The following is a 23,630-nucleotide window of genomic DNA, read 5'->3' as shown; positions in this document are numbered from 1 at the left end:
AATATCGTGTTTCACACCGCGATCTTGTGATCCTGCAGCCCGGGGCTGCTGACGCGGTAGATGCCGATTTCACCTAATAGATTAGGCCATAGCTTACTGGCCCACCCGTGGCGATGCTGTTGATCCACTGCCAGCCGATCAATGACCTTGGCTTCACGTTCGCGACACAACTCTTCAAAGTCACCGAAAGTGCAGAAGTGGATGTTCGGCGTGTTGTACCAGGTATACGGCAGGAAATCGGAAACCGGCATCCGCCCTTTGCTTGCCAGGTACCAGCGGCAGCGCCAGTGTCCGAAGTTGGGGAAGGTAATAATGCACTGGCGACCGACCCGCAGCATTTCGTCGAGGATCCGGTCGGGGTAGTGCACTGCCTGCAGCGCCTGGGTCATGACCACGATGTCGAAGCTGTTGCTGGCGAAGTTGCCCAGGCCCTTGTCCAGATCCTGCTCGATGACGTTGATGCCTTTGGCGACGCATTCGGCGATGTTGTCCGGATCGTTTTCCAGGCCATAGCCGGTCACCTGCTTGTTGTCGCGCAGCCAGGTCAGCAGTTCACCGTCGCCGCAACCCAGGTCGAGCACGCGGCTGCCGGCGGGGATCCATTCCTGGATGATTTCCAGATCGGCTCTCATGATGTCCTCAAAGCGAAATTCGGTTCATGTAGTTGCTGAACGCCTGCAGGTAACGCGGGATCGGAATCAGGAAGGCGTCGTGGCCTTGCGGAGCATCGATCTCGAGGTAGCACACGTCTTTCTTGGCGGCCATCAGCGCATCGACCAGCTCTCGGGAGCGGGCAGGGGAGAAGCGCCAATCGGTGGTGAAGGACATCACGCAGAATTTGGCCTGGGCGTTGGCGAAGGTTTTCGCCAGGTCGTCGTCGAAATTCGCCGCGGGGTCGAAGTAATCCAGGGCCTTGGTCATCAGCAGATAGGTATTGGCGTCGAAACGTCCGGAAAACTCCTCGCCCTGATAACGCAGGTAGCTCTCGACCTGGAATTCGACGCTGTGGAAGTCGTAGTTGAGCTTCTCGCTTTTCAGCCCTCGGCCGAATTTCTCGCCCATGGAGTCGTCGGACAGATAAGTGATGTGCCCGACCATCCGCGCCAGCATCAAGCCGCGCTTGGGGATAACGCCTGCTTCCTGGAACGAACCGCCGTGGAATTCGGGGTCGGTGAGGATCGCCTGACGCGCCACTTCGTTGAACGCGATGTTCTGCGCCGACAGTTTGGGCGCCGAGGCAATCGCCAGGCAGTGTCGAATGCGCTCGGGGTAGGTGATGCTCCATTGCATCGCCTGCATGCCGCCCAGGCTGCCACCGATCACGGCGGCCCACTGGTCGATGCCGATCAGGTCGGCCAGGCGGGCCTGGCTGTGTACCCAATCCTCTACGGTGAGTACCGGAAAGTCGGCGCCGAATGGCTTGCCGGTATCCGGGTTGATGCTGCTCGGGCCGGTGGAACCATTGCAGCCACCCAGATTGTTCAGGCTGACCACGAAAAATTTGTTGGTATCAATTGGTTTGCCGGGACCGATGCAGCTGTCCCACCAACCGGGTTTGCGGTCGTCGGGGCTGTGGAAGCCGGCGGCGTGATGGTGGCCGGACAAGGCGTGGCAAATCAGCACGGCGTTGCTCGCCGTGGCGTTCAGCGTGCCATAGGTTTCGTAGATCAGGTCATAGGCTGGAAGCGAACGGCCACAGGCCAGGGCCAGGGGTTCGCTGAAGTGCGCCACTTGCGGCGTCACCAAACCAACAGAATCGGCGGGAAAGGCAGTTGGCATCGACCCTGCTCTCGTTGAAATGAGGCGTAAGTCTAAAGACCGGTGGGGTTAGCGGCAAGCGAAGGCCGGGGATGATTACATTCAGATGTACCGAGGAGTATTCATCGCGAGCAGGCTCACTCCTACAGGCCTGTAGGAGTGAGCCTGCTCGCGATAAACGATAACGCGGTATCAGATCAAGCCAAGCAGCCCCTGCGGCATGAGTGCAAAGAACGCAAGGCGCGGAATAAGCCAGCTTTGCAGCAGTTGGATCACGATAAACGCGAAGATCGGCGAGATGTCGAGGCCGCCCAGGTTCGGAATGATCCGGCGGAACGGGGCGAGCACCGGTTCAGTAATCTGCGCAACCAGCTCCGCACCCGGATTGTGGCTCCCCGGTGCGACCCAGGACAGAATCACGCTGATGATCATCGCCCAGAAAATAATATTCAAAAACAGCGAGAAGAGCGCGATCAGGGCCCACGGCACCAGGAACAGCCAATCGACCATGAAGCCTTTGAGCAGCAGGATCACCGCGATCAGCAGCATCTGAATGATCAGCGCCAGTACCAGTGACGACATGTCGAGCCCGAACATGCTAGGGATGACCCGGCGCAGCGGCTTGAGCAGCGGTTGAGTGGCTTTCACGATGAACTGGCAGAGCGGGTTGTAGAAGTTCGCCCGCACCAGTTGCAGGATGAAGCGCATCAATACGATCAGCAGGTACAGGCTGCCCAGGGTTTTGATTATGAAAATGGCAGCGTCATTGAGTCCAAGCATCATTGATTCCTTTGTAAGAGCTGATTAGCGGCCAAGTTGCTCAGCCATCTCGGCCGAGCGGTGCGCAGCGGCGCCGAGTGCTTTTTCTACCAGCGCTTCAAAGCCGCCGGCCTGGAACGATTTGATTGCAGCTTCGGTGGTGCCGGCCGGGGACGTCACGCGGCGACGCAATTCAGCTGCGTCTACGTCGCTGGCAACCGCCATGTGCGCGGCGCCCAGCGCGGTCTGCACCGTCAGCTGAGCGGCGATGTCCGCCGGCAGGCCGAGTTTCACGCCGGCAGCGGTCATCGCTTCAATCAGCAAGAAGAAATATGCCGGGCCGCTGCCGGATACAGCGGTGACCGCGTCCAGCTGCTGTTCTTCTTCAAGCCACAGGGCGATGCCCACCGCCGACAGCAGTTCTTCAGCTTGCTGGCGCTGCTCGGCGCTGACTTCGGCCGTGGCGAACAAACCGCTTACACCCTGGCGCAACAGCGCCGGGGTATTGGGCATGCAGCGCACGATGGGCTGTGCGCCAAGCCAGTTGTTCATGCTGGCACAGGTAATGCCGGCGGCGATGGACACCACCAGCTGATTAGGCTTGAGATTCGCACGAATTGCTTCGCACACTGCCTTCATCGCCTGGGGTTTGACTGCCAGGACCACCACGTCGGCGTCCTGAATGGCCTCGGCGTTGTCGGCAAAGACTTCGATGCCGTGTTCAGCCGTCACTTTCAAGCGGGTTTCGGCACCCGGATCGCTGGCGCGGATCTGCGCGGCGTCCAGACCTTTGGCGCGCAGGCCGCCGATCAGGCTGGCGGCCATGTTGCCGGCACCGATAAAGGCAATACGAGTCTTGCTCATGTCAGGTCCTTATATAGAAAGCCGTCAAGGCTGGCTGTAATTGCGGGCGCCGAACAGGGCCGTACCGATGCGGACCCAGGTCGCGCCCATGGCGATGGCCGACTCAAGGTCGTGGCTCATGCCCATGGAAAGTGTGTCGAGCGGCAGGTTCAAACTGGCTTGCAGTTGTTGTACGGCAGCAAAAGCAGCGTCCTGCGCGGCCCGATCTTCAGTCGGCTCAGGGATCGCCATCAATCCGCGCAACTTGATGCGCGGCAATTGGCTGATGGCTTGCGCCAGCGCCGGCAGATCTTCAGGGGTGCAGCCGGATTTGCTGGCTTCACCGCTGACGTTGACCTGGATGCAGATATTCAGTGGAGGCAAATCGGCGGGGCGTTGTTCGGACAGGCGTTGTGCGATTTTCAAGCGATCCACGGAGTGCACCCAGGCGAAGTGCTCGGCGATAGCACGAGTCTTGTTCGATTGGATGGGGCCGATGAAGTGCCAGATCAAGGGCAAGTCGGCCAATTCGAGCTGCTTGCCCAGGGCTTCCTGCAGATAGTTCTCACCGAAGTCGCGGATCCCGGCGGCGTGTGCTTCGCGCAACGCTGCGGCGGGCTTGGTCTTGCTCACGGCGAGCAACTGCACGCTGTGCTCGTCGCGGCGAGCAGCTTGGGCCGCAGCATGGATGCGCGAAGTAACCTGAGCGATGTTGTCTGCTATCGTGGACATTCAAGAGGCGCCAGCGGTTCTGAGGTTGGCGGCATTCTACTGGAATTGAGGAGCGCTATGGATATCACTGAGCTGCTGGCCTTCAGCGCCAAACAGGGCGCGTCCGATCTGCACTTGTCTGCCGGCCTGCCACCGATGATTCGAGTGGACGGTGATGTGCGGCGCATCAACCTGCCTGCCCTGGACCACAAGCAGGTGCAGGAGCTTATCTACGCAATCATGAATGACACCCAGCGCGTGGACTTCGAGAAGCACCTGGAGAGCGATTTTTCCTTTGAGGTGCCCGGCGTGGCGCGGTTTCGGGTCAATGCCTTCACCCAGAACCGTGGCGCCGGTGCGGTTTTTCGCACCATCCCTTCGAAAGTCCTGAGCATGGATGACCTGGGCATGGGGGACGTGTTTCGCAAGATCACCGAGGCCCCGCGCGGGCTGGTACTGGTCACCGGGCCTACTGGCTCCGGCAAGTCGACGACCCTGGCGGCCATGATCGACTACCTGAATAACCACCGTCATCACCATATTCTTACCATTGAGGACCCGATCGAATTTGTCCACGAGTCGCGCAAATGCCTGATCAATCAGCGCGAAGTCCACCGCGATACCCGCAGCTTCGCCACAGCCTTGCGCTCGGCGCTGCGTGAGGATCCGGACGTGATTCTGGTGGGTGAAATGCGCGACCTGGAGACCATTCGCCTGGCGCTGACAGCAGCGGAAACCGGGCACCTGGTGTTCGGCACGTTGCACACGACTTCGGCGGCAAAAACCATCGACCGGGTGGTGGACGTGTTCCCTGGGGACGAGAAGTCCATGGTGCGTTCGATGCTCTCCGAGTCGCTGCTGGCGGTAGTGTCACAGGCGCTGATCAAGAAAATTGGCGGCGGCCGGGTTGCCGCCCACGAGATCATGCTGGGAACGTCGGCGATCCGTAACTTGATTCGCGAGGACAAGGTGGCGCAGATGTATTCGTCGATTCAGACGGGTGCGTCGTTGGGGATGCAGACGCTGGATATGTGCTTGAAGGATCTGGTCAGCAAGGGGCTGATCAGTCGCGAGCATGCGCGGGAGAAGGCGCGGTCGCCCGATAATTTTTAATGGGGATTTGTGGCGCTTGCATGTGCGCCATCGCGAGCAGGCTCACTCCTACAGGGAAATGCATTCCAATGTAGGAGTGAGCCTGCTCGCGATAGGGCCGCAAGGTTCGGCGAATTTCGTGGCTTCAGATCAGCGCTGAACAACCCGCAAGGCGTTCTGTTCTTTCGGCAGTACCCGCTTGGCCACTACGTAGTGTTTTTCCCAATACGGTTTCTTCAGGGTATCGATGCTCACCGACTTGCCGCGACGCGGTGCGTGGATGAAGCGGTCGTTGCCCAGGTAAATGGCGACGTGATTGACCCGACGGCTCTTGATGTTGAAGAAAATCAGGTCGCCGGGCTTCAGATCCTTGCGATCGACTTTCTCGCCATGACCACTGGCCATGGCATTCGAAGTGCGCGGCAGGTCGAATGTCGCGTCATTGAACGCGTATTTCACCAGGCCGCTGCAGTCGAACCCTTTACTTGGGCTGCTACCGCCCCAACGATAGGGAGTACCGAGCACATTCACTGCACGGCTGAGCACGTTGCTGCTTTCCTTGCTCGCCATCGGCGGAACCAGGCTGCTCTTGCTGGTCAGGGTTGGAGCGGTTTTCTTGCTTTTGCTCGAAGGGGCAGAAGCATGGGATTTCGGGGTGTAACCATTAACGTTAGGAAGACGTTGCTCACGATTGGTGGCGTGGGCGGCCAGTGGCATCAAAAGGCAAATGGTTAGCCATGTCTTGAAAAATGGACGCATTAGGCAGGGCTCATATTGGTTAGCGCGCAACTTTATAACAGCTTTTTTGTCCATTCCGGACCCGTTGGTCGATTCGCGACGGTCTCAAGGGAACCAAATTGGCGACAGATGTACGCTAGGCTTCAAGCAAATGTCTTACGGGACAAGACTTTAGCGCGCCACAGGATAACATTTGCCATCTGTCGGCCACGCGTAAAAAAGTCACAAAGAATTAAAGAATATTTATCTATCGTGTGAATCGAGGTCATCCATGAATACCTATCAACACCCCGTTCCGCACCAGGACACCCATAGCAAGGTCATCGGCTACCTGCTGTGGATCCTCGGATTCACCGGCGCGCACCGCTTTTATTACGGCAAGCCGGTGACCGGGACGATCTGGTTTTTCACCTTTGGTTTGCTGGGCATTGGCTGGCTGATCGACCTGTTCCTGATCCCGGCCATGGATCGCGAGGCAGACCTGCGTTTTGCCGCTGGGCCAATCGAATACAACGTCGCCTGGATTCTGCTGACGTTCCTGGGGGTGTTCGGTGTGCACCGGATGTATCAGGGCAAATGGATCAGCGGGTTGCTGTATCTGGTGACCGGTGGGTTGTTCTTTATTGGGGTGCTGTATGACTTCTGGACGTTGAATGACCAGGTTTCAGTCCGTAACGCACAGCGCCGTTAAGCAAGATCAAAAGATCGCAGGCTTCGCCAGCTCCTACACAGGGATATGCGTTTCCCTGTAGGAGCTGCCGCAGGCTGCGATCTTTTTGTTTCTAGGCCTGGTGGCTAATCCGCCCATCCACCAGGGTATACCGCACCACCCCCGGCAGGCTGTGGCCAATAAACGGGCAGTTCTCGCCCTTGGAGAGCCAGTTCTCTCCGGCCACGGTCGAAGCAGCCGGATCGAACAACACGATATCCGCTGCACCACCCACCGCCAGCTTGCCCGCCGGCAGGCGCAATGCTTCGGCCGGGCCGGCACTCAGGCGCGCCAGCAGGGTCGGCAGGTCGAGCAAACCATCCTCCACCAGCGTCATGGCCAGCGGCAGCAGCAGTTCGACGCTGCTGATGCCCGGTTCGGTTGCGCCAAACGGCGCCAGTTTGGCATCACGCTCGTGGGGCTGGTGGTGGCTGGAGATGGCCGACACCACACCAGACTTCACTGCCTCGCGCAGGCCATCGCGGTCAGCGCGGGTGCGTAGTGGCGGCTGGACGTGATAAAGGCTGCTGAAGTCGATCAGCGCCTCGTCCGTCAGGATCAGCTGATACAGGGCAACATCGGCGGTCACCGGCAAGCCGCGGGCTTGGGCCTGGGCGATCAGGGCCACGCCACGGGCGCTGGTGAGCTGGCTGAAGTGCGCACGCACGCCGCTTTGCTCGACCAGTAGCAGGTCCCGGGCCAGGGCCACGGTTTCGGCAGTTTCCGGAATGCCCGGCAGGCCGAGAAAGCTCGCGGTAGGGCCTTCGTGGGCCAGACCGCCTTCAGCCAGATCATGGTCCTGGGAGTTGAAGATAACCGTCAGGTCGAAGGTCGCCGCATATTCCAGTGCCCGGCACAGGGTGCGGGTGTTGCGGAAGCTTTCGAGGCCGTTGCCGAAGGCCACGCATCCGGCATCACGCAGGGCCACGAGTTCGGCCAGCTGTTCGCCGTCGAGGCCTTTGCTCAAGGCGCCGATCGGGAAGACTTTGGTGTTGCCGGCCTCACGGGCGCGGTCGAGGATCAGTTCGGCTACAGCCGAGGTGTCCAGCACCGGTTTGGTTTTGGGCGGGCAGCACAGGCTGGTTACGCCACCGGCCGCCGCTGCACGGGTTTCGCTGATGATCGAACCTTTGCGACTGTAGCCGGGCTCACGCAAGGCGACGTTCAGGTCGACCAGGCCAGGCGCGGCCACCAGGCCTTGGGCTTCAATGGTATCGACTGCGACGAAGCCGGCGGGTGCGGCGCCCAGGGCGACAATTTTGCAGGCTTCGATGTGGATATCGGTAACTTGATCCAGCCCGCTGACTGGATCGATGACACGTGCGCCGAGAATGCTGAGCTTCACTGGGCGTTCTCCTGCTCGAATTGACGCTGCGCGGTTTGCCCGCTCATGGCCATGGACAACACGGCCATACGAATGGCGATCCCGTAGGTCACCTGATTGAGGATCACCGAGTGCGGGCCATCGGCCACTGCGGACTCGATTTCCACCCCGCGGTTGATCGGGCCCGGGTGCATGACGATGCAGTCCGGCTTCGCGCCGGCCAGGCGCGCGGTAGTCAGGCCGAACAGGCGGTAGAACTCGCCCTCGCTCGGCAGCAGGCCGCCAGTCATACGCTCGCGCTGCAGGCGCAGCATGATCACCACGTCGACGTCTTTCAGGCCTTCGGTCATGTCGGTGTAGACCTTGACGCCGTATTGCTCGATACCGATCGGCAGCAGGGTCTTCGGCGCAATCACGCGGATGTCCGGGCAACCAAGGGTTTTCAGCGCCAGCATGTTCGAACGCGCGACTCGTGAGTGCAGGATGTCGCCGACGATGGCCACCGAGAGGTTTTCGAAGCCGCCCTTGTGCCGACGAATCGTCAGCATGTCGAGCATGCCCTGGGTCGGGTGCGCGTGGCGGCCGTCGCCACCGTTGATGATCGCCACTTGCGGGCAGACATGTTCGGCAATGAAGTGCGCCGCGCCGGAATCACCGTGGCGCACGACGAACATGTCGGCGGCCATGGCTTCCAGGTTGCGCAGGGTGTCGAGCAGGGTTTCGCCCTTGCTGGCCGAGGAAGTCGACACGTTCAAGGTGATGACGTCCGCCGACAGCCGCTGGGCCGCCAGCTCGAAGGTCGTGCGAGTGCGGGTGGAGTTCTCGAAGAACACGTTGCACACGGTCTTGCCGCGCAGCAGCGGGACTTTTTTCACCGCCCGGGCGCCGACTTCGAGGAACGAGTCAGCGGTGTCGAGGATTTCCGTCAGCAGCTCGCGGCGCAAACCGTCGAGCGAGAGGAAGTGGCGCAGCTGGCCCTGATCATTGAGCTGCAGCGGGCGCTTGGTGTCTAGAGGCGTCATCGCGAGGGGGACTCTCAATAGGGCGGATTAAAGGTCGAAGTCTTGCAGTTCCAACACGAGCGGCGAAGGACCGGACAATTTCACCCGTTCATGGGCGGCGAGCGACAGGGTCGCGCCGACCACGTTCGGGCGGATCGGCAGCTCGCCGGCGTCGAGGTCCAGCAGGCAGACCAGCGTCACGCTGGCCGGGCGGCCGTAGTCGAACAGTTCGTTGAGGGCGGCGCGAATGGTGCGGCCACTCATTAGCACATCGTCGATCAGCACCAGGTGCTGGCCTTCGATCTCGAACGGCAGGGCAGAAGGGCGGACTTGCGGGTGCAGGCCGTTCTGGCTGAAGTCGTCACGATAGAAGGATACGTCCAGGGTGCCGAGCGGCGCGTCGCTACCCAGTTCGTCGAGCAAGGCCTGGGCAACCCAGACTCCGCCGGTGCGAATGCCGATGTAGCGCGGTTCGCTGATGCCGCGATGTTCCAGGTGCGCCTTGAGACGGGTCGCCATCTGGCTGATCAGTTCGGCGGGATTGGGCAGGCTCATGGTTGCTCCTTCTTGGGCCCGGGCCAGATTCTGCTTGAGCGAGGCCCGGGTTGCAGCTTAGAGAGTCGCGAGGCGGCTCTTCAGGATTGAGATTGGAACAGTGCGGTGTTTTCGTCGAGCCAGCCTTGTAGCAGCAAAGCGGCGGCGATGGCGTCCACCGGGTTGTCGCGGTAGCTGCCTTTTTGTCCGCCGCGATCACGCCGCTCGCCCTTCGCTTCGAAGGTGGTCAGGCGTTCATCGTGGGTATAGAAGGGCAGGTTGTAGCGGCCGTTGAGGCGGCGGGCGAATTTTTCCGCGCGCAGGCACATGTCGCTGGGCGTGCCGTCCATATTCAGGGGCAGGCCGACCACGACAGCGTCGGGTTTCCATTCCTTGATCAGGGCTTCGACCTGATTCCAGTCGGGGATGCCGTTCTGCGCCTTCAAGGTGCATAGCTCGCGAGCCTGGCCGGTAATCACCTGGCCGACCGCAACGCCGATCTGTTTGGTGCCGTAGTCGAACCCGAGAATCAACCGCAGGGCCATCAGGCGTGCCCCGCCTGACTGGTCAGCAGGCTGAGGTTGATCCCCAGGTGCCGGGCCGCCGCTTCCAGGCGCAGTTCGCTGCTGGTATTGAACAGGATGTCGGCGTTGTACGGGCAGGTCAGCCAGGCGTTGTCGGCCAGCTCGGACTCCAGCTGCCCGGCTTCCCAACCGGCGTAACCGAGGGTGATCACGCTTTTCGCCGGGCCGACGCCATCGGCGATCGCGAACAACACGTCCTGGGAAGTCGACAGGGACAGGTCGCCTTCCAGATCAACGGTCGCCTGATAGGTCTGCCCTGAAGGGTGCAGGACAAATCCGCGATCGGTCTGCACCGGGCCGCCGATGAAAATCGGCACATGCTGGCACAACACGGGTGGCTCGATATCGGGGCGTAATTGCTCGAGGATGTCGGCCAGATTGAGGTCTTGCGGACGGTTGACTACCAGCCCCATGGCACCATTGGCCGTGTGCTCGACGATGTAGGTCAAGGTGTGGGCAAAGTTCGGGTCGGCCATGTGCGGCATGGCGATCAGGAAATGATGCTTGAGGTAACTGGGGCTGACGTTTTTCATGAGCGCTAGTGTGGCGTTGGAGGGGCAAACTGACAAGCTGGGGATGCACAGGAAATGCGCTCACCGACCCCTGTAGCAGCTGGCGAAGCCTGCGTTCGGCTGCGCAGCAGTCGTAAACCCTGAAAACGCCGGACACCTGCAAAAACGCAGTCGCATGGTTTTACGACTGCTTCGCAGCCGAACGCAGGCTTCGCCAGCTGCTACGGGGGAGTGCGGGTTTCGCCAGTTGCTACGGTCCGCGCATTCTTAATTGCTGGACAGTCTGTCGCCGCGGGCGAATTTCCAGGTGCGGATGATTTCCAGGCGGTCGATGTCCGAAAGGTCGCCGGTAAATGGCGAAAATGGCGCCGCGAGCCGCACGATGCGCTGGGCCGCCTGGTCCAGCAGCGGCTGTCCGGAGGATTCGAGCACCAGCACCTCATACAGCGAGCCGTCGCGGTTAATCGAGACCATCAGCCGTAAATTGCCGTAGATCTGCTTGCGGCGGGCTTCGTCGGGGTAGTTCAGATTGCCGATGCGCTCGACTTTCTTGCGCCATTCATCCTTGTACCAGGCGCCCTTGTCGCGCATGGTCGAGGCGGCGCTCAAGCGGTGGATGCGTGGACGCTTGGCGTACAGCTGTTGTTCGTTGGCCAGTTCCGCTTCGAGGCTGGCGATGTCACTGGACAGCTGTTCACTGTCGAATGTCGGTGCGGCAACCTTGGGTTTGGCATCAGCCTTGGGCGCTTCGGTTTTTGCCGGGGCTTTCTTCGGCTTCGGCGCAACAGTGGTCACGGCTGCCTTGGGTGGCGCTTCCTGGACTTGCGGCTTGGCGGCCGGCGGCGGAGTGACTTTCTGCACCTTGTTGTCCTGGAAGGGCGCGACCTCGGTAGTCTTGGGTATCGCCTTTTTATCCAGGGTGCCGCTGCCTTGCTGGTTTTCCTGAGCCAGGAAATCTGCTTTCTCGGGCTTCTTTTCGCTTTTGAAGGTGGCGAGGGTGATTTCCAGGGTTTTGCTGATCTGCTTGGGCTCGACCATGGTGAAGCCGACGCCCAGCAGCAATGCAAGGTGAATCAGTGCTGCGAGAAACAGGGTAAATCCGAGGCGATCGGCCGGGCGCACACCACGGTGGGCGAGTTCGACGGGCAGATCGGACGGGAGTGTCATGGCAAAAAAACCAACATCGCGTTTTTACGGGCTCGGCATGATAACGCAATGTTGGTTTTTAGCTTCAAGCTTCAAGTTGCAAGCGACAAGCTGTATGTCGCGTGCTTCAAGCTTGCGGCTTGAGGCTGACAGCTTGCAGCTTCTTCTCGATCGCATCCATCAGCAGGCCGCCAATGTCGGTGCCGAAGGCATTATCAATCTCGCGGATGCAGGTGGGGCTGGTGACGTTGATTTCCGTCAGGTGCTCGCCAATCACGTCGAGGCCGACGAACAGCAGGCCTTTCTCGCGCAATGTCGGGCCGACCTGAGCAGCGATCCAGCGATCTTTTTCGCTCAATGGACGCGCTTCGCCACGACCGCCAGCCGCGAGATTGCCGCGGGTTTCACCGGCTGCCGGAATGCGCGCCAGGCAGTAATCCACAGGTTCGCCGTCGATCATCAGGATGCGCTTGTCGCCGTCCTTGATGGCTGGCAGGTATGCCTGGCCCATGATCTGCTGGGCGCCCAGCGCGGTCAGGGTTTCGAGAATTACCGACAGGTTCGGGTCGCCAGCGCGGTGACGGAAGATCGAGGTGCCGCCCATGCCGTCCAGAGGCTTGAGGATCACATCGCCGTGCTTGGCGGCGAACTCACGCAGCACGTCGGCGCGACGGCTGACCACAGTCGGCGGAGTGCACTGCGGAAACAGTGTGGCGAACAGCTTTTCATTGCAGTCGCGCAGGCTTTGCGGCTTGTTGACTACCAGCACGCCGGCGCGCTCGGCTTGCTCCAGCAGATAAGTGGAGTAGACGAACTCCATATCGAACGGCGGATCCTTGCGCATCAGGATCACGTCCAGATCGCTCAGCAGCGCGTCGGTCTCGGCTTCCAGCTCAAACCATTTTTCCGGATTGGCGAAAACCTTCAACGGACGCATGCGCGCCCGGGCTTCACCTTCGCCCTGGTACAGGTCGCGCTGTTCCATATAGAACAGTTCCCAGCCGCGCTTCTGTGCAGCCAGCAGCATGGCTAGCGAGCTATCCTTTTTATAGGAGATGCCGGCAATGGGATCCATGACAATCCCGACGCGAACGCTCATGGGGTATTCCTCGAATGGGTGGGGCTGTGTCGATCCACTGTGGGAGCGAGCCGCAGGGCTATATAAAAGTGGCGTCAGAGTGGCGCCGGGCGTGTTTGCGGTCAAGAAAAACCACCGCACCAGTCCCCCGATAGATTGGATTTGGAGACTGTGCTAAAAAGGCTTGGCCCTTGAACATCAAGGGTTTCGAGCCCGAGAAGATCCGAAAACGGACAAATTGATTCGCAAAGGCGACGGTAGAGCAAATATGGATCAGCATTCCAGCGCCTTGAAGGTCATGGTGATCGACGATTCGAAGACGATTCGCCGCACCGCCGAAACCTTGCTGAAAAATGTGGGCTGCGAGGTCATCACGGCCATCGATGGTTTCGATGCGCTGGCGAAGATCGCCGACAATCATCCCGGCATCATCTTTGTCGACATCATGATGCCGCGCCTGGATGGCTATCAGACCTGCGCCCTGATCAAGAACAACAGCGCCTTCAAATCCACGCCAGTGATCATGCTGTCGTCCCGGGACGGGCTGTTCGACAAGGCCAAGGGGCGCATCGTCGGCTCCGACCAGTTTTTGACCAAGCCTTTCAGCAAGGAAGAATTGCTGAACGCGATCCAGGCCCATGTTCCGGGGTTTGCCGCCGTTTTGCCGCAGTAGGACACGCACAGTGACGCTGGGCCAATGGGCCCGGCGCCGACAAGAATGGGGAAGACCATGGCACGAATTCTGATCGTTGATGACTCGCCGACTGAGATGTACAAACTGACTGGCATGCTGGAAAAGCACGGTCACGAAGTATTGAAAGCCGAGAACGGCGCCGACGGCGTAGCCCTGGCCCGCCAGGAAAAACCTGACGCGGTGCTGATGGACATCGTCATGCCCGGCCTCAACGGTTTCCAGGCCACCCGGCAGTTGACCAAGGACCCGGAAACCGGGCACATCCCGGTGATCATCATCACCACCAAGGACCAGGACACCGACAAGGTCTGGGGCACGCGCCAGGGCGCCAAGGATTACCTGACCAAACCAGTCGACGAAGACACCCTGATCAAGACCTTGAACAACGTGCTGGCCGGCTGATCATCGGGCCATGAGCGAATCGCTGACTGCCTTCGAACTGCTGCTGCAAATTGATCAGCGCTGCCGTCTGCTGGCGGCGGATCTACCTTCCCAACCGACCCGCCAGGACAGTTGGAGCGGCATCGGCTTTCGCCTGGGCGAGCACTGGTATGTCGCGCCCATGGGCGAAATCAGTGAAGTGCTGCACGAGCCGCGCTGCACCCAGTTGCCTGGGGTAAAAACCTGGGTCAAGGGCGTGGCCAACCTGCGCGGGCGCTTGCTGCCGATCATGGACGTGTGCGGCTTCTTCGGCCTGGAGCTATCGGCGGTGCGCAAGCAGCGCCGGGTCCTGGTGGTGGAGCACAACGAGGTGTTCGCCGGATTGATGGTCGACGAAGTGTTCGGCTTGCAGCATTTTGCCCAGGGCAGCCTGGAGCCAGTGGATAACTTGAGCGGCCCGATTGCACCGTTTATCAAGGGACGGTTTCAACGTGAGCAGGATTGGCAGGTGTTCAGCCCGTTTGCACTGGCGCAGTCGCAAGGCTTCATGCATGTCGCGCTGTAAACGCGGACCACTTGTGGGAGCGGGCTTGCTCGCGAATGCGATGTGTCAGTCGACATCAATGCCCAATGATCCACCGCATTCGCGAGCAAGCCCGCTCCCACAGGGTTCTTCGGCAAGGGTCACAGGTGGTGTTACAGGCGAGGACCGATGATAAAAGCAAAAACAGGCAAGCCAATGGAAGGGTCGCGCAGCCGGTCGCAGATCATCGTGCTGTTCATCGCGCTGATCATCTTCATCATGCTGTTGTTCGCCAACTTCGCGTATCTCAACACCCAGGCTACGTACGACAAGCAGTACATCGGCCATGCGGGCGAGTTGCGCGTGCTGTCCCAGCGTATCGCCAAGAATGCTACCGAAGCCGCCGCCGGCAAGGCCGCTGCGTTCAAACTGCTCAGCGATGCGCGCAATGATTTTGCCCAGCGCTGGAGTTATCTGAAGCAGGGCGACCCCTCCACCGGCCTGCCTCCTGCGCCGTCTGCCGTGCGCCCGGAAATGCGCGCGGTGCAAACGGACTGGGAGCGGCTGCTGAAAAATACCGACGCGATCCTTACCAGCGAACAGACCGTGCTGTCGCTGCACCAGGTCGCCGCGACCCTGGCCGAGACGGTGCCGCAGCTGCAGGTCGAATACGAAAAAGTCGTGGAAATTCTCCTGCAGCGCGGCGCGCCAGCCGCCCAGGTCGCGATGGCTCAGCGCCAATCATTGCTGGCCGAACGGATCCTGGGGGCGGTGAACACCGTGTTGTCCGGGGATGAGAACTCGCAACAGGCTGCGGATATCTTCGGGCGCGATGCGGCACGCTTCGGCCAGGTCCTGACGGGCATGCTGCAAGGTGATCCGGCGCTGAAAGTCAGCCAGGTCGAGGACCGCGATGCCCGGGCCCGCCTGGTGGAGATTTCCGAGCTGTTCGAATTCGTCTCGGGTTCCGTCGATGAAATACTCGAAACTTCGCCTGAGCTGTTCAAGGTCCGGGAATCTGCCACGAACATTTTCAGCCTGTCGCAAACCCTGCTGGACGAAGCGTCGCACCTGGCCAACGGTTTTGAAAACCTGGCCGGCGGACGTCATACCGATACCATTGGCGGTTATGTCCTGGGCTTGCTGGCGCTTGCTTCGATTATCCTTATCGGCCTGGTGATGGTGCGCGAAACCAATCGCCAACTGCGCGAAACCGCCGAAAAGAACGAACGCAACCAGACCGCGATCATGCGCCTGCTCGACGAGATCGAAGACCTGGCAGACGGCGACCTGACGGTGACGGCCTCGGTGACGGAAGATTTCACCGGCTCCATCGCGGATTCGATCAATTATTCCGTCGACCAACTGCGCGACCTGGTGGCAACCATCAACCTGACCGCTGGCCAGGTGGCCGCCGCCGTACAAGAAACCCAGGCCACGGCCATGCATCTGGCGCAAGCTTCCGAGCATCAGGCGCAGCAGATCTCCGAAGCCTCCACGGCAATCAACGACATGGCTCAGTCCATCGACCAGGTATCGGCCAACGCGGCCGAGTCCTCGGCGGTGGCCGAACGCTCCGTGGAAATCGCCAATAAGGGTAACGAGGTGGTGCACAACACCATCCATGGCATGGACAACATTCGCGAGCAGATTCAGGACACCGCCAAGCGGATCAAGCGTCTCGGCGAGTCTTCACAGGAAATCGGCGATATTGTCAGCCTGATCGACGACATCGCCGACCAGACCAACATCCTCGCCTTGAACGCGGCTATCCAGGCCTCGATGGCTGGTGACGCCGGGCGCGGCTTCGCGGTGGTTGCCGATGAAGTGCAGCGCCTGGCCGAGCGCTCATCGGCAGCGACCCGGCAGATCGAGACCCTGGTACGGGCGATTCAGACTGACACCAATGAAGCTGTGATTTCCATGGAACAGACCACCACCGAGGTGGTGCGCGGCGCACGGCTGGCGCAGGATGCCGGAGTAGCCCTGGAAGAAATCGAAGGCGTATCCAAAGTGCTCGCGGCGCTGATCCAGAGCATTTCCAATGCCGCCCAGCAGCAAACGTCCTCGGCCGGACAGATCTCCCTGACGATGAACGTGATCCAGCAGATCACTTCGCAGACCTCGTCTGGTTCCACTGCAACCGCCGAAAGCATCGGCAACCTGGCGAAGATGGCCAGTCAGCTGCGGCGTTCGGTGTCCGGTTTCACCTTGCCCGCGGCGAGTGCGCAGGCTGCTGATAAAGTATAGGGCGTGGCAGGCGCAGGTTTTTCGAGTGGAGTGGTTATGGGTGATCGGCACGACTATGTGGCCCTCGAATGGGTCAAGGGCGAGATTGCCGAAACGCTGAGGCAGGCGGCGCTCCATCTGGAGAGCATGGCCATCGACGAAGAGCAGACGCCCCTGGCGCTGGCGCAATGCCTGGCGTGCATTCACCAGGTGCACGGCAGTTTGCAGATGGTCGAATTCTACGGCGCGGCACTGCTGGCCGAAGAAATGGAGCAACTGACCCAGGCGTTGCAGCACAATCGGGTGAGCCATCGCGATGAAGCGATCCACCTGCTGTTGCAGGCATTGGCGCAACTGCCGGTCTATCTGGAGCGGGTGCAAGGTGCGCGCCGTGATCTGCCGTTGGTGGTGCTGCCCCTGATCAACGATTTGCGCAGCGCCCGGGGCGAGAGCCTGTTGTCGGAAACCAGCCTGTTCAGCCCGCAACTGCCGGATCTGCCAGCCTTGGATGACGCGGCGCTGGCGTTGCTGGAACCGGCTGACCTTGCCAATGTGTTGCGAAAGTTGCGGCAGACGTTGCAGATGGCGTTGGTAGGGTTGCTACGCGAACAGGACGACGACACTCACCTGGGGTTGCTAACCAAGGTGTTTGCCCGTCTCGAAAGCATTTGCGGCCATGCACCGCTAAGCCCGTTGTGGCAGGTCGCCTCGGCGCTGGTGGAGGGCATGCGCGGCGGCGCAATCGCCAACAGCCCGGCGCTGCGCAGCCTGTTCAAGGAAGCAGACAAGGAACTCAAGCGCCTGCTCGAAGAGGGCATGCGCGGTATCAATCAACCGGCACCACCAGAGCTGCTCAAGAGTTTGCTGTTCTACATTGCCAAGGCCGAACACCCCACAGGGCGCATGCTGACCATGAAAGATCGCTACTCCCTCGAGGACGCGTTGCCTGACAGCGCAATGGTTGATGAAGAACGCGCGCGCCTGGCCGGTCCCGACCGCGATGCGATGCGCTCGGTATTGGTGGCGCTGTGCGAAGAGCTGGTGCGGGTCAAGGAGCGCCTTGACTTGTTCGTGCGCAGCGACCGCCAACACATTGCCGATCTCGACAGCCTGCTGTCACCGCTAAGGCAAATCGCCGACACCCTGGCGGTGCTGGGCTTTGGCCAGCCGCGCAAGGTCATCATCGATCAGCTGGCGGTGGTCCTGAGCCTGGCCCAGGGCCAGCGCGAACCGACCGACGCCATCCTCATGGACGTCGCTGGCGCCTTGCTCTACGTCGAAGCGAACCTGGCCGGCATGGTCGGCAACCTGGAGCCGGAGAGCCAGGAAGACAGTCGCCTGCCGACCACCGACCTGACGCAGATCCACCAGATCGTCATTCGCGAAGCGCGCATCTGCCTGCAACAGGCCAAGGACATGATCGTCGACTACATCGACGCCGACTGGGACCGGCAGCAACTGCAGCCCCTGCCGGCCTTGCTGACGCAGATCCGCGGCGCGCTGGCGATGATCCCGTTGAGCCGTGCCGCGAGCCTGGTCGAGGCCTGCAACCAATTCATTCGCGAGCACCTGCTGCTCGATCCTGGCCAGCCGGGTTGGCAGGAGCTCGACAGCCTGGCCGATGTGGTGACCAGCATTGAGTATTACCTGGAGCGCCTCAGCGATGACCCCGAGTCAGCTGGGGAGCAGGTGCTCGACGTCGCCGAGAAAAGCCTGGCCGCCCTGGGTTTTTTCCCCCGCGCCAGGCATGTAGCGGCACCTGAAAACGCGCCGCTGCCGACTGAAGCGCAATTGATGCAGGAGTTGCAGGCGTACGGTGCTCCGGACCTGGTGCAGACCCTCGCGGACGTCCTCGCCAACCCGGTTTCGGCGGTGAACCCACCGGCGCTGCATACCCCCGGCAGCCTGCTACCGCCGCCAGTGGGCGAAGAGCCGGTGGACGATGAGCTGCGTGAAGTGTTCCTCGAAGAAACCGACGAGGTCCTGGAAGTCCTCCGTGAATACCTGCCGCGCTGGACTGCCGACCCACAGAACACCTCGGCTTTGAGTGAGCTGCGCCGGGCTTTCCACACCTTGAAAGGCAGCGGTCGGATGGTTCGGGCGCTGATCCTGGGCGAGCTGGCGTGGGCAGTGGAAAACCTGCTCAATCGAGTGCTCGAACACAGCGTGAAGCCGGGCCCTGACGTGCAGCAACTGCTGGCTGATGTACTGCAGCTATTGCCGGAGCTGATCGCCGAATTTGCCCACAATGCCCAACGCCAGCGCGACGATGTCGATCAGGTGGCCGCCCGAGCCCACGCCTTGGCCAAGGGCGAGCCACCCTTGGCAGATGAAGACGTCGAGGATGTGGCGGCGCTCGATCCATTGCTGCTGGAAATCTTCCGCAACGAAGCCGAAACCCATCTGGGCAGCGTCGATCGCTTCCTCGATCAGGCCGCCGAGCATGTGCCATTGCAGGCCAGTGACGAGTTGCAACGCGCGTTGCATACGCTCAAGGGCAGCGCCTCGATGGCGGGTGTAGTGCCGATCGCCGAGCTGGCCGCGCCGCTGGATCAACTGGCCCGCGAATACAAGGCGCACCTGCTGGCGCTGGATCTGGATGAAGTCGAACTGTTGCTGGAAGCTGAAGGGTTGTTCCGGCTCGGCCTGCGCCAGCTCACCACGGATCCGCTGGCCGAGATACCCGGCGCCCAGCAGTTAATCGAGCGCACCATTGCACTGCTGGCCTCGCGCCTGCAAAACCTGATGAACGCCCCCCACAGCCGGCCACGCATCAAGCGCGATCCGCAGTTGATCAACAACTTTCTGGCCCAGGGCATGGACATCCTGCTGGACGCCGAGAGCCTGCTGCAACGCTGGCAGCAACACCCCGGCGAACGCCAGGAGCTGAGTGCGCTGCTGGACGAATTGACTACCCTGGGCGAAGGCGCGCACCTGGCAGACCTGCACCCGGTGGATGAGCTGTGTGAGGCCTTGCTCGATCTGTACGGGGCGGTCGAGGAGAGCAGCCTGGCGGTCAGCCCGGAGTTTTTCCTCGAAGCGCAAAGTGCTCATGAAGCCTTGATCAACATGCTCGACGAGTTGGCGGCTGGCCAGGAAGTCAGCCCGCAACCCCAGCGTGTACGCGCCTTGCGTGAATTGCTGGATGAAAGCCTGGATCCGTCGGCGACCGGCCTGATTCGCAGCGACGGTAGCCGCGCCCTGAGCATTCGCGAGCTGGGCAGTGCCACCGCCGAACTGGCGCAGGCAGAACCGCAGATTGATCCGGACGATGCGATCGTATCGATCTTCCTTGAAGAAGCCGTGGATATTCTGGAAAGCTCGGGGCAGGCCCTGCAACGCTGGCTGAGCGATCCGGATAACGCCGCGCCGTTGCTGTCCCTGCAGCGTGACCTGCATACGCTCAAGGGTGGGGCGCGGATGGCCGAGGTCGAGCCGGTGGGTGACCTGGCTCATGAACTGGAAGGCCTTTACGAAGGCCTGGTGGACCGCCGTTATCAGCACAATGACGACTTGGCGCAGCTGCTGCAACGCAGCCATGACCGCCTCGCGCAAATGCTCGAACAGCTGCAGGGCCCGCATCCCCTGGACGATCCGGCTGAGCTGATCGACGCCATCCGCGAGTTTCGCCAGAACAGCCACAATAGTGCCGATGTCGCTGAACCGCTGCCGGCCAACGATTCCCCCGGGCATGATCCGGAGCTGCTGGAGATTTTCCTCGAGGAAGGTTTCGACATCATCGAAAACTCAGGCGCGGCGCTGGTGCGCTGGCAGGCCGAACCGGGAAATCGCCAGGAAGTGGAAAACCTGCTGCGTGACCTGCACACCCTCAAGGGTGGCGCGCGGATGGTGGAAATCGCGCCGATCGGTGATCTGGCCCATGAGCTGGAGTTTCTCTATGAAGGCTTGTCGGCGGGCGTGCTGCAGCCCACCGCAGCCTTGTTCGGGCTGTTGCAGAGCAGTCATGACCGGCTCGCGCAAATGCTCGACGCGGCCCGCGCCGCTCAACCGATGCCGTCTGCCGAGCAGTTGATCGAGTCGATCCGCAATTTCAGTCACCCGGTGCAACCCGCAGATCCTGTCACTGCACCTGCGGTACCCAAGCCGGAACTACCTGCACCGCAGCCTGACGCCGGCGCCGACATGGTCAAGGTCTCGGCCGAGCTGCTGGATGATCTGGTCAACCTGGCCGGCGAAACCTCAATTTTCCGCGGGCGGATTGAGCAACAAGTGAGCGATGCGCGGGTCGCCCTGAGCGAAATGGAAACCACCATCGAGCGCATGCGCGACCAACTGCGTCGACTCGATACGGAAACCCAGGGGCGGATTCTCAGCCGCCAGCAGGTGGATGCCGAACGGCTTGGGTACGAGGAGTTCGATCCGCTGGAAATGGATCGGCACTCGCAGCTGCAGCAACTTTCGCGTGCGCTGTTCGAGTCGGCCTCTGACCTGCTGGACCTCAAGGAAACCCTCGACCGGCGCAATCAGGACGCCGAGAACCTGCTGCAACAGCAAGGGCGCATCAACACCGAACTGCAGGAAGGCTTGATGCGCACCCGCATGGTGCCGTTCGAACGGATGTTGCCGCGCCTCAAGCGCATCGTCCGCCAGGTCTCCAGTGAGTTGGGCAAGGACGTGCAGTTCATCGTCGGCAACGCCGAAGGCGAGATGGACCGCAACGTTCTCGAGCGCATGGCCGCGCCGTTGGAGCACATGTTGCGCAACGCCGTGGATCACGGCCTGGAATCCTCCGCAGTGCGCATCGCTGCGGGCAAGCCGGCCCAGGGCACGATTACCCTGGATCTGTCGCGCGAGGGTAGCGACATCATTTTTGATATCCGCGATGACGGGGCGGGCGTGCCACTCGACGCGGTGCGCCGCAAGGCAATCAAACGCGGATTACTGGCGCCTGACAGCGATATCAGCGACCGCGACGTGCTGCAATTCATCCTGCAACCAGGATTCTCCACGGCGGAAAAAATCACCCAGATTTCCGGGCGTGGCGTGGGTATGGACGTGGTCCACGAAGAGGTGCGGCAGCTGGGCGGGACCATGAGCATCGACTCGGTGCCGGGGCAGGGCGTGCATTTTCGCATCCGCCTGCCATTCACCGTTTCGGTAAACCGCGCGCTGATGGTGCAGTGCGGTGACGATCAGTATGCGATTCCACTTAACACCATCGACGGCATTGTGCGCGTCTTGCCCAATGAGCTCGAAGGCCACTATCGCCTGGATCCGCCGGCTTACAAATACGCCGGGCAGCACTATGAGTTGTGTTACCTGGGCGAGCTGCTGAAAACCAGCAGCCGCCCAAAACTGCTGGGGCAAAACCTGCCGCTGCCGGTGTTGCTGATCCAGTGCAACGAACGCCACATCGCCGTGCAGGTCGACGCCATGGCCGGCACTCGCGAAATCGTGGTCAAGAGCCTCGGTCCGCAGTTCGCCGCCGTCCAGGGGTTGTCCGGGGCGACGATCCTCGGTGACGGCCGGGTGGTGTTGATTCTTGACCTGCTGGCGCCGATCCGCGCCATGCAGACGCGCTTGCCGCGCCAGGCCCTGATGCTGGACGCCGAGCCCGAGCCGCATAAACCCTTGCTGGTACTGGTGGTCGATGACTCAGTGACGGTGCGCAAGGTCACCAGTCGTTTGCTGGAGCGCCACGGCATGAACGTGCTGACCGCCAAGGATGGAGTGGACGCCATGTTGCTGCTGGAAGAGCACCTGCCCGACCTGATGCTGCTGGACATCGAAATGCCGCGCATGGATGGCTTCGAAGTGGCCACGCAAGTGCGTGCGGATGAGCGCACCCAGCACCTGCCGATCATCATGATCACCTCGCGCACCGGGCAGAAACACCGCGACCGCGCCATGGCCATTGGCGTCAACGATTACCTCGGCAAGCCTTATCAGGAATCGGTGCTGCTCGAAAGCATCGCATTCTGGAGCAACCCCCATGCTTGAGCACCGCACCAGCAACCTCATCGGGCTGCTGCTGCCCTTGGCTGATCGCCACCTGATCCTGCCCAACGTGGCGGTCGCCGAACTGATCGACTACCAGCCGGGCACGTTCGACCTGGATACACCGCCCTGGTACCTGGGGCGGGTAGGGTGGCGGGACCGGCAAATTCCATTGCTCAGTTTCGAATCCGCGTGCGGGGAGAAAATCGTCATGGGCGAGCGGGTGCGAATCGTCATCCTCAATGCGCTGGGTGGGCGCCCCGAGCTGAAGTTCATCGCACTGCTGGTCCAGGGCATTCCGCGGTCGTGCAGGCTTGATAGTCAGCTGAGCTATGTCGATGTGCCCTTGTGCGCACTTGAGCAGGCAGCCGTGCAAGTGGGCGATCAGGTGGCGAAGGTGCCTGACTTGCTCGCATTGGAAGGGTTGCTGGTGGAAGCGGGGCTGGTCTGACCGGCCCCATCCGCGCTATCTGCCACCCGGTTCACCGCCAGTTCCGCCAGCATGATGATTTGCTGAATCGCCAGGGCTGTATGCCGCTGGGAGCCTTCCAGATAACCGGCAAAATCGCTCACCAGCAAACTGGCGGAGGCGAGGCTGTCGCGAGCCATGGCCAACAGTTTTGAACAATCCACGTCAGGGGCGACCACAAACAACGCGGCGGGGCTCAGGGATTTTTCCTCGATCGGGGGATTCAGGTAATGGTTGAGTGCGCGGTCCGCTGCTTCATGGAGCTTTTTCGAGCCCATTGAGGCATAAGGCGTGACTGATTGGGTGTCGGGGTGCTGAAAAATGGCTGTGGACATGTCGATCTCCATTGCTGCGTCCGGTGCCGCGTAGGTTCAGGTTTTGCAGCCTGATCGATGAGTTGTCATCGAACTGTAACGTTAGGGTGGCGGGGGCTGAGGGGCAACCTGAAAGCTATGTGGGAACACTCCTAGGATGGCGTCGAATTCTCCTACAACGATATGTAGGAATGCTCATCTGTGGATTTTTAGTGCGGCTGATGCGGTCTGAAACATTGCGCTTTCAGCCTTCAAGCCTGAGCCTTGCGCACT

General features: G+C 61.1%; 22 protein-coding genes. 8 read left to right on the top strand and 14 right to left on the bottom strand.

Annotated elements, in window-relative coordinates; all coding sequences use genetic code 11:
* Positions 1-11 precede the first annotated feature (11 nt).
* The 5 genes from metW to ORL50_RS01065 all read right to left on the bottom strand — a co-directional run bounded on the left by metW (position 12) and on the right by ORL50_RS01065 (position 4,092).
* Complete coding sequence (metW, locus tag ORL50_RS01085; protein ID WP_045059822.1) at positions 12-632, bottom strand: methionine biosynthesis protein MetW; 621 nt, start codon at positions 630-632, stop codon at positions 12-14.
* 7 nt (positions 633-639) lie between these two features.
* The gene (gene metX / locus ORL50_RS01080) at positions 640-1,779 is read right to left on the bottom strand and encodes a homoserine O-succinyltransferase MetX (RefSeq protein ID WP_266009354.1); all 1,140 of its coding nucleotides are present in this window, start codon (positions 1,777-1,779) and stop codon (positions 640-642) included.
* 171 nt (positions 1,780-1,950) lie between these two features.
* Positions 1,951-2,538, bottom strand: a complete 588-nt coding sequence (locus ORL50_RS01075) for a YggT family protein (RefSeq protein WP_266009352.1) — start codon at positions 2,536-2,538, stop codon at positions 1,951-1,953.
* A 24-nt stretch (positions 2,539-2,562) separates the two neighbouring features.
* Positions 2,563-3,381, bottom strand: coding sequence for a pyrroline-5-carboxylate reductase (gene proC, locus ORL50_RS01070; RefSeq protein ID WP_266009350.1), 819 nt, complete (start codon positions 3,379-3,381; stop codon positions 2,563-2,565).
* A gap of 24 nt (positions 3,382-3,405) precedes the next feature.
* Complete coding sequence (locus ORL50_RS01065) at positions 3,406-4,092, bottom strand: YggS family pyridoxal phosphate-dependent enzyme (protein ID WP_266009348.1); 687 nt, start codon at positions 4,090-4,092, stop codon at positions 3,406-3,408.
* 57 nt (positions 4,093-4,149) lie between these two features.
* On the opposite strand from ORL50_RS01065, the gene ORL50_RS01060 reads away from it, so the two are divergent.
* Entirely contained in the window at positions 4,150-5,184 is a 1,035-nt protein-coding gene (locus ORL50_RS01060; protein ID WP_266009346.1) for a type IV pilus twitching motility protein PilT, read from the top strand.
* 129 nt (positions 5,185-5,313) lie between these two features.
* On the opposite strand, the gene ORL50_RS01055 is transcribed toward ORL50_RS01060, so the two are convergent.
* Complete coding sequence (locus ORL50_RS01055; RefSeq protein WP_266009344.1) at positions 5,314-5,922, bottom strand: C40 family peptidase; 609 nt, start codon at positions 5,920-5,922, stop codon at positions 5,314-5,316.
* A gap of 250 nt (positions 5,923-6,172) precedes the next feature.
* Here ORL50_RS01055 and ORL50_RS01050 point away from each other — a divergent pair, with 250 nt between their 5' ends.
* Complete coding sequence (locus ORL50_RS01050; RefSeq protein WP_266009342.1) at positions 6,173-6,592, top strand: NINE protein; 420 nt, start codon at positions 6,173-6,175, stop codon at positions 6,590-6,592.
* Positions 6,593-6,683: 91 nt separating this feature from the next.
* Here the strand turns inward: ORL50_RS01050 and ORL50_RS01045 are convergent, their stop codons facing one another.
* The 7 genes from ORL50_RS01045 to gshB all read right to left on the bottom strand — a co-directional run bounded on the left by ORL50_RS01045 (position 6,684) and on the right by gshB (position 12,810).
* A complete protein-coding gene (locus tag ORL50_RS01045; RefSeq protein WP_266009340.1) occupies positions 6,684-7,955 on the bottom strand; it encodes a dihydroorotase in 1,272 nt (423 codons plus the stop codon).
* Positions 7,952-8,956, bottom strand: a complete 1,005-nt coding sequence (locus ORL50_RS01040) for an aspartate carbamoyltransferase catalytic subunit (RefSeq protein WP_007913665.1) — start codon at positions 8,954-8,956, stop codon at positions 7,952-7,954. The genes ORL50_RS01045 and ORL50_RS01040 overlap by 4 nt, the downstream gene beginning before the upstream one ends.
* Before the next feature lie 27 nt (positions 8,957-8,983).
* Entirely contained in the window at positions 8,984-9,490 is a 507-nt protein-coding gene (pyrR, locus tag ORL50_RS01035) for a bifunctional pyr operon transcriptional regulator/uracil phosphoribosyltransferase PyrR (protein ID WP_266009327.1), read from the bottom strand.
* Between the two features lie 80 nt (positions 9,491-9,570).
* Positions 9,571-10,014, bottom strand: a complete 444-nt coding sequence (ruvX, locus tag ORL50_RS01030; protein WP_247294412.1) for a Holliday junction resolvase RuvX — start codon at positions 10,012-10,014, stop codon at positions 9,571-9,573.
* On the bottom strand, positions 10,014-10,586 hold the full coding sequence (locus ORL50_RS01025; protein ID WP_266009322.1) for a YqgE/AlgH family protein: 573 nt from the start codon (positions 10,584-10,586) through the stop codon (positions 10,014-10,016). Before ORL50_RS01025 ends, ruvX begins: the two co-directional genes overlap by 1 nt.
* Positions 10,587-10,832: 246 nt before the next feature.
* Positions 10,833-11,732 (bottom strand): energy transducer TonB, encoded by a 900-nt coding sequence (locus tag ORL50_RS01020; RefSeq protein WP_266009320.1) that lies wholly within the window; start codon positions 11,730-11,732, stop codon positions 10,833-10,835.
* A 106-nt stretch (positions 11,733-11,838) separates the two neighbouring features.
* Entirely contained in the window at positions 11,839-12,810 is a 972-nt protein-coding gene (gene gshB / locus ORL50_RS01015; RefSeq protein ID WP_266009317.1) for a glutathione synthase, read from the bottom strand.
* 247 nt (positions 12,811-13,057) lie between these two features.
* On the opposite strand from gshB, the gene pilG reads away from it, so the two are divergent.
* The 6 genes from pilG (at position 13,058) to ORL50_RS00985 (ending at position 23,025) form a co-directional block, all read left to right on the top strand.
* Entirely contained in the window at positions 13,058-13,462 is a 405-nt protein-coding gene (gene pilG / locus ORL50_RS01010; protein WP_077046044.1) for a twitching motility response regulator PilG, read from the top strand.
* Between the two features lie 57 nt (positions 13,463-13,519).
* Positions 13,520-13,885, top strand: coding sequence for a twitching motility response regulator PilH (gene pilH / locus ORL50_RS01005; protein ID WP_101209186.1), 366 nt, complete (start codon positions 13,520-13,522; stop codon positions 13,883-13,885).
* A gap of 10 nt (positions 13,886-13,895) precedes the next feature.
* Complete coding sequence (locus tag ORL50_RS01000) at positions 13,896-14,429, top strand: chemotaxis protein CheW (protein WP_266009311.1); 534 nt, start codon at positions 13,896-13,898, stop codon at positions 14,427-14,429.
* 147 nt (positions 14,430-14,576) lie between these two features.
* Complete coding sequence (locus ORL50_RS00995; RefSeq protein ID WP_416236001.1) at positions 14,577-16,637, top strand: methyl-accepting chemotaxis protein; 2,061 nt, start codon at positions 14,577-14,579, stop codon at positions 16,635-16,637.
* A 36-nt stretch (positions 16,638-16,673) separates the two neighbouring features.
* A complete protein-coding gene (locus ORL50_RS00990) occupies positions 16,674-22,577 on the top strand; it encodes an Hpt domain-containing protein (RefSeq protein WP_266009309.1) in 5,904 nt (1,967 codons plus the stop codon).
* Positions 22,570-23,025: a chemotaxis protein CheW gene (locus ORL50_RS00985; protein WP_266009307.1), complete on the top strand. Its 456-nt coding sequence runs from the start codon at positions 22,570-22,572 to the stop codon at positions 23,023-23,025. Before ORL50_RS00990 ends, ORL50_RS00985 begins: the two co-directional genes overlap by 8 nt.
* On the opposite strand, the gene ORL50_RS00980 is transcribed toward ORL50_RS00985, so the two are convergent.
* Positions 22,959-23,378, bottom strand: a complete 420-nt coding sequence (locus ORL50_RS00980; protein WP_266009306.1) for a DUF6124 family protein — start codon at positions 23,376-23,378, stop codon at positions 22,959-22,961. The genes ORL50_RS00985 and ORL50_RS00980 overlap by 67 nt on opposite strands.
* Between the last annotated feature and the right edge of the window lie 252 nt (positions 23,379-23,630).

The sequence above is a fragment of the Pseudomonas sp. RIT-562 genome (assembly GCF_026241895.1).
In the GTDB taxonomy this organism is placed as follows: domain Bacteria; phylum Pseudomonadota; class Gammaproteobacteria; order Pseudomonadales; family Pseudomonadaceae; genus Aquipseudomonas; species Aquipseudomonas mandelii_F.
This window is presented reverse-complemented; position numbering and strand designations above follow the sequence as displayed.

Excerpts from the sequence above, each read along its gene's own strand:
- metX (WP_266009354.1), bottom strand. The coding sequence starts at position 1,779 with ATGCCAACTGCCTTTCCCGCCGATTCTGTTGGTTTGGTGACGCCGCAA.
- proC (WP_266009350.1), bottom strand. The coding sequence starts at position 3,381 with ATGAGCAAGACTCGTATTGCCTTTATCGGTGCCGGCAACATGGCCGCC.
- ORL50_RS01055 (WP_266009344.1), bottom strand. The coding sequence starts at position 5,922 with ATGCGTCCATTTTTCAAGACATGGCTAACCATTTGCCTTTTGATGCCA.
- metW (WP_045059822.1), bottom strand. The coding sequence starts at position 632 with ATGAGAGCCGATCTGGAAATCATCCAGGAATGGATCCCCGCCGGCAGC.
- ORL50_RS01065 (WP_266009348.1), bottom strand. The coding sequence starts at position 4,092 with ATGTCCACGATAGCAGACAACATCGCTCAGGTTACTTCGCGCATCCAT.
- ORL50_RS01060 (WP_266009346.1), top strand. The coding sequence starts at position 4,150 with ATGGATATCACTGAGCTGCTGGCCTTCAGCGCCAAACAGGGCGCGTCC.
- ORL50_RS00995 (WP_416236001.1), top strand. The coding sequence starts at position 14,577 with ATGATAAAAGCAAAAACAGGCAAGCCAATGGAAGGGTCGCGCAGCCGG.
- ORL50_RS01020 (WP_266009320.1), bottom strand. The coding sequence starts at position 11,732 with ATGACACTCCCGTCCGATCTGCCCGTCGAACTCGCCCACCGTGGTGTG.
- pilG (WP_077046044.1), top strand. The coding sequence starts at position 13,058 with ATGGATCAGCATTCCAGCGCCTTGAAGGTCATGGTGATCGACGATTCG.
- ORL50_RS01025 (WP_266009322.1), bottom strand. The coding sequence starts at position 10,586 with ATGAAAAACGTCAGCCCCAGTTACCTCAAGCATCATTTCCTGATCGCC.
- gshB (WP_266009317.1), bottom strand. The coding sequence starts at position 12,810 with ATGAGCGTTCGCGTCGGGATTGTCATGGATCCCATTGCCGGCATCTCC.
- ORL50_RS01040 (WP_007913665.1), bottom strand. The coding sequence starts at position 8,956 with ATGACGCCTCTAGACACCAAGCGCCCGCTGCAGCTCAATGATCAGGGC.
- ORL50_RS00980 (WP_266009306.1), bottom strand. The coding sequence starts at position 23,378 with ATGTCCACAGCCATTTTTCAGCACCCCGACACCCAATCAGTCACGCCT.
- ORL50_RS00990 (WP_266009309.1), top strand. The coding sequence starts at position 16,674 with ATGGGTGATCGGCACGACTATGTGGCCCTCGAATGGGTCAAGGGCGAG.
- ORL50_RS01000 (WP_266009311.1), top strand. The coding sequence starts at position 13,896 with ATGAGCGAATCGCTGACTGCCTTCGAACTGCTGCTGCAAATTGATCAG.
- ORL50_RS01050 (WP_266009342.1), top strand. The coding sequence starts at position 6,173 with ATGAATACCTATCAACACCCCGTTCCGCACCAGGACACCCATAGCAAG.
- ORL50_RS00985 (WP_266009307.1), top strand. The coding sequence starts at position 22,570 with ATGCTTGAGCACCGCACCAGCAACCTCATCGGGCTGCTGCTGCCCTTG.
- pyrR (WP_266009327.1), bottom strand. The coding sequence starts at position 9,490 with ATGAGCCTGCCCAATCCCGCCGAACTGATCAGCCAGATGGCGACCCGT.
- ORL50_RS01075 (WP_266009352.1), bottom strand. The coding sequence starts at position 2,538 with ATGCTTGGACTCAATGACGCTGCCATTTTCATAATCAAAACCCTGGGC.
- pilH (WP_101209186.1), top strand. The coding sequence starts at position 13,520 with ATGGCACGAATTCTGATCGTTGATGACTCGCCGACTGAGATGTACAAA.
- ruvX (WP_247294412.1), bottom strand. The coding sequence starts at position 10,014 with ATGGCCCTGCGGTTGATTCTCGGGTTCGACTACGGCACCAAACAGATC.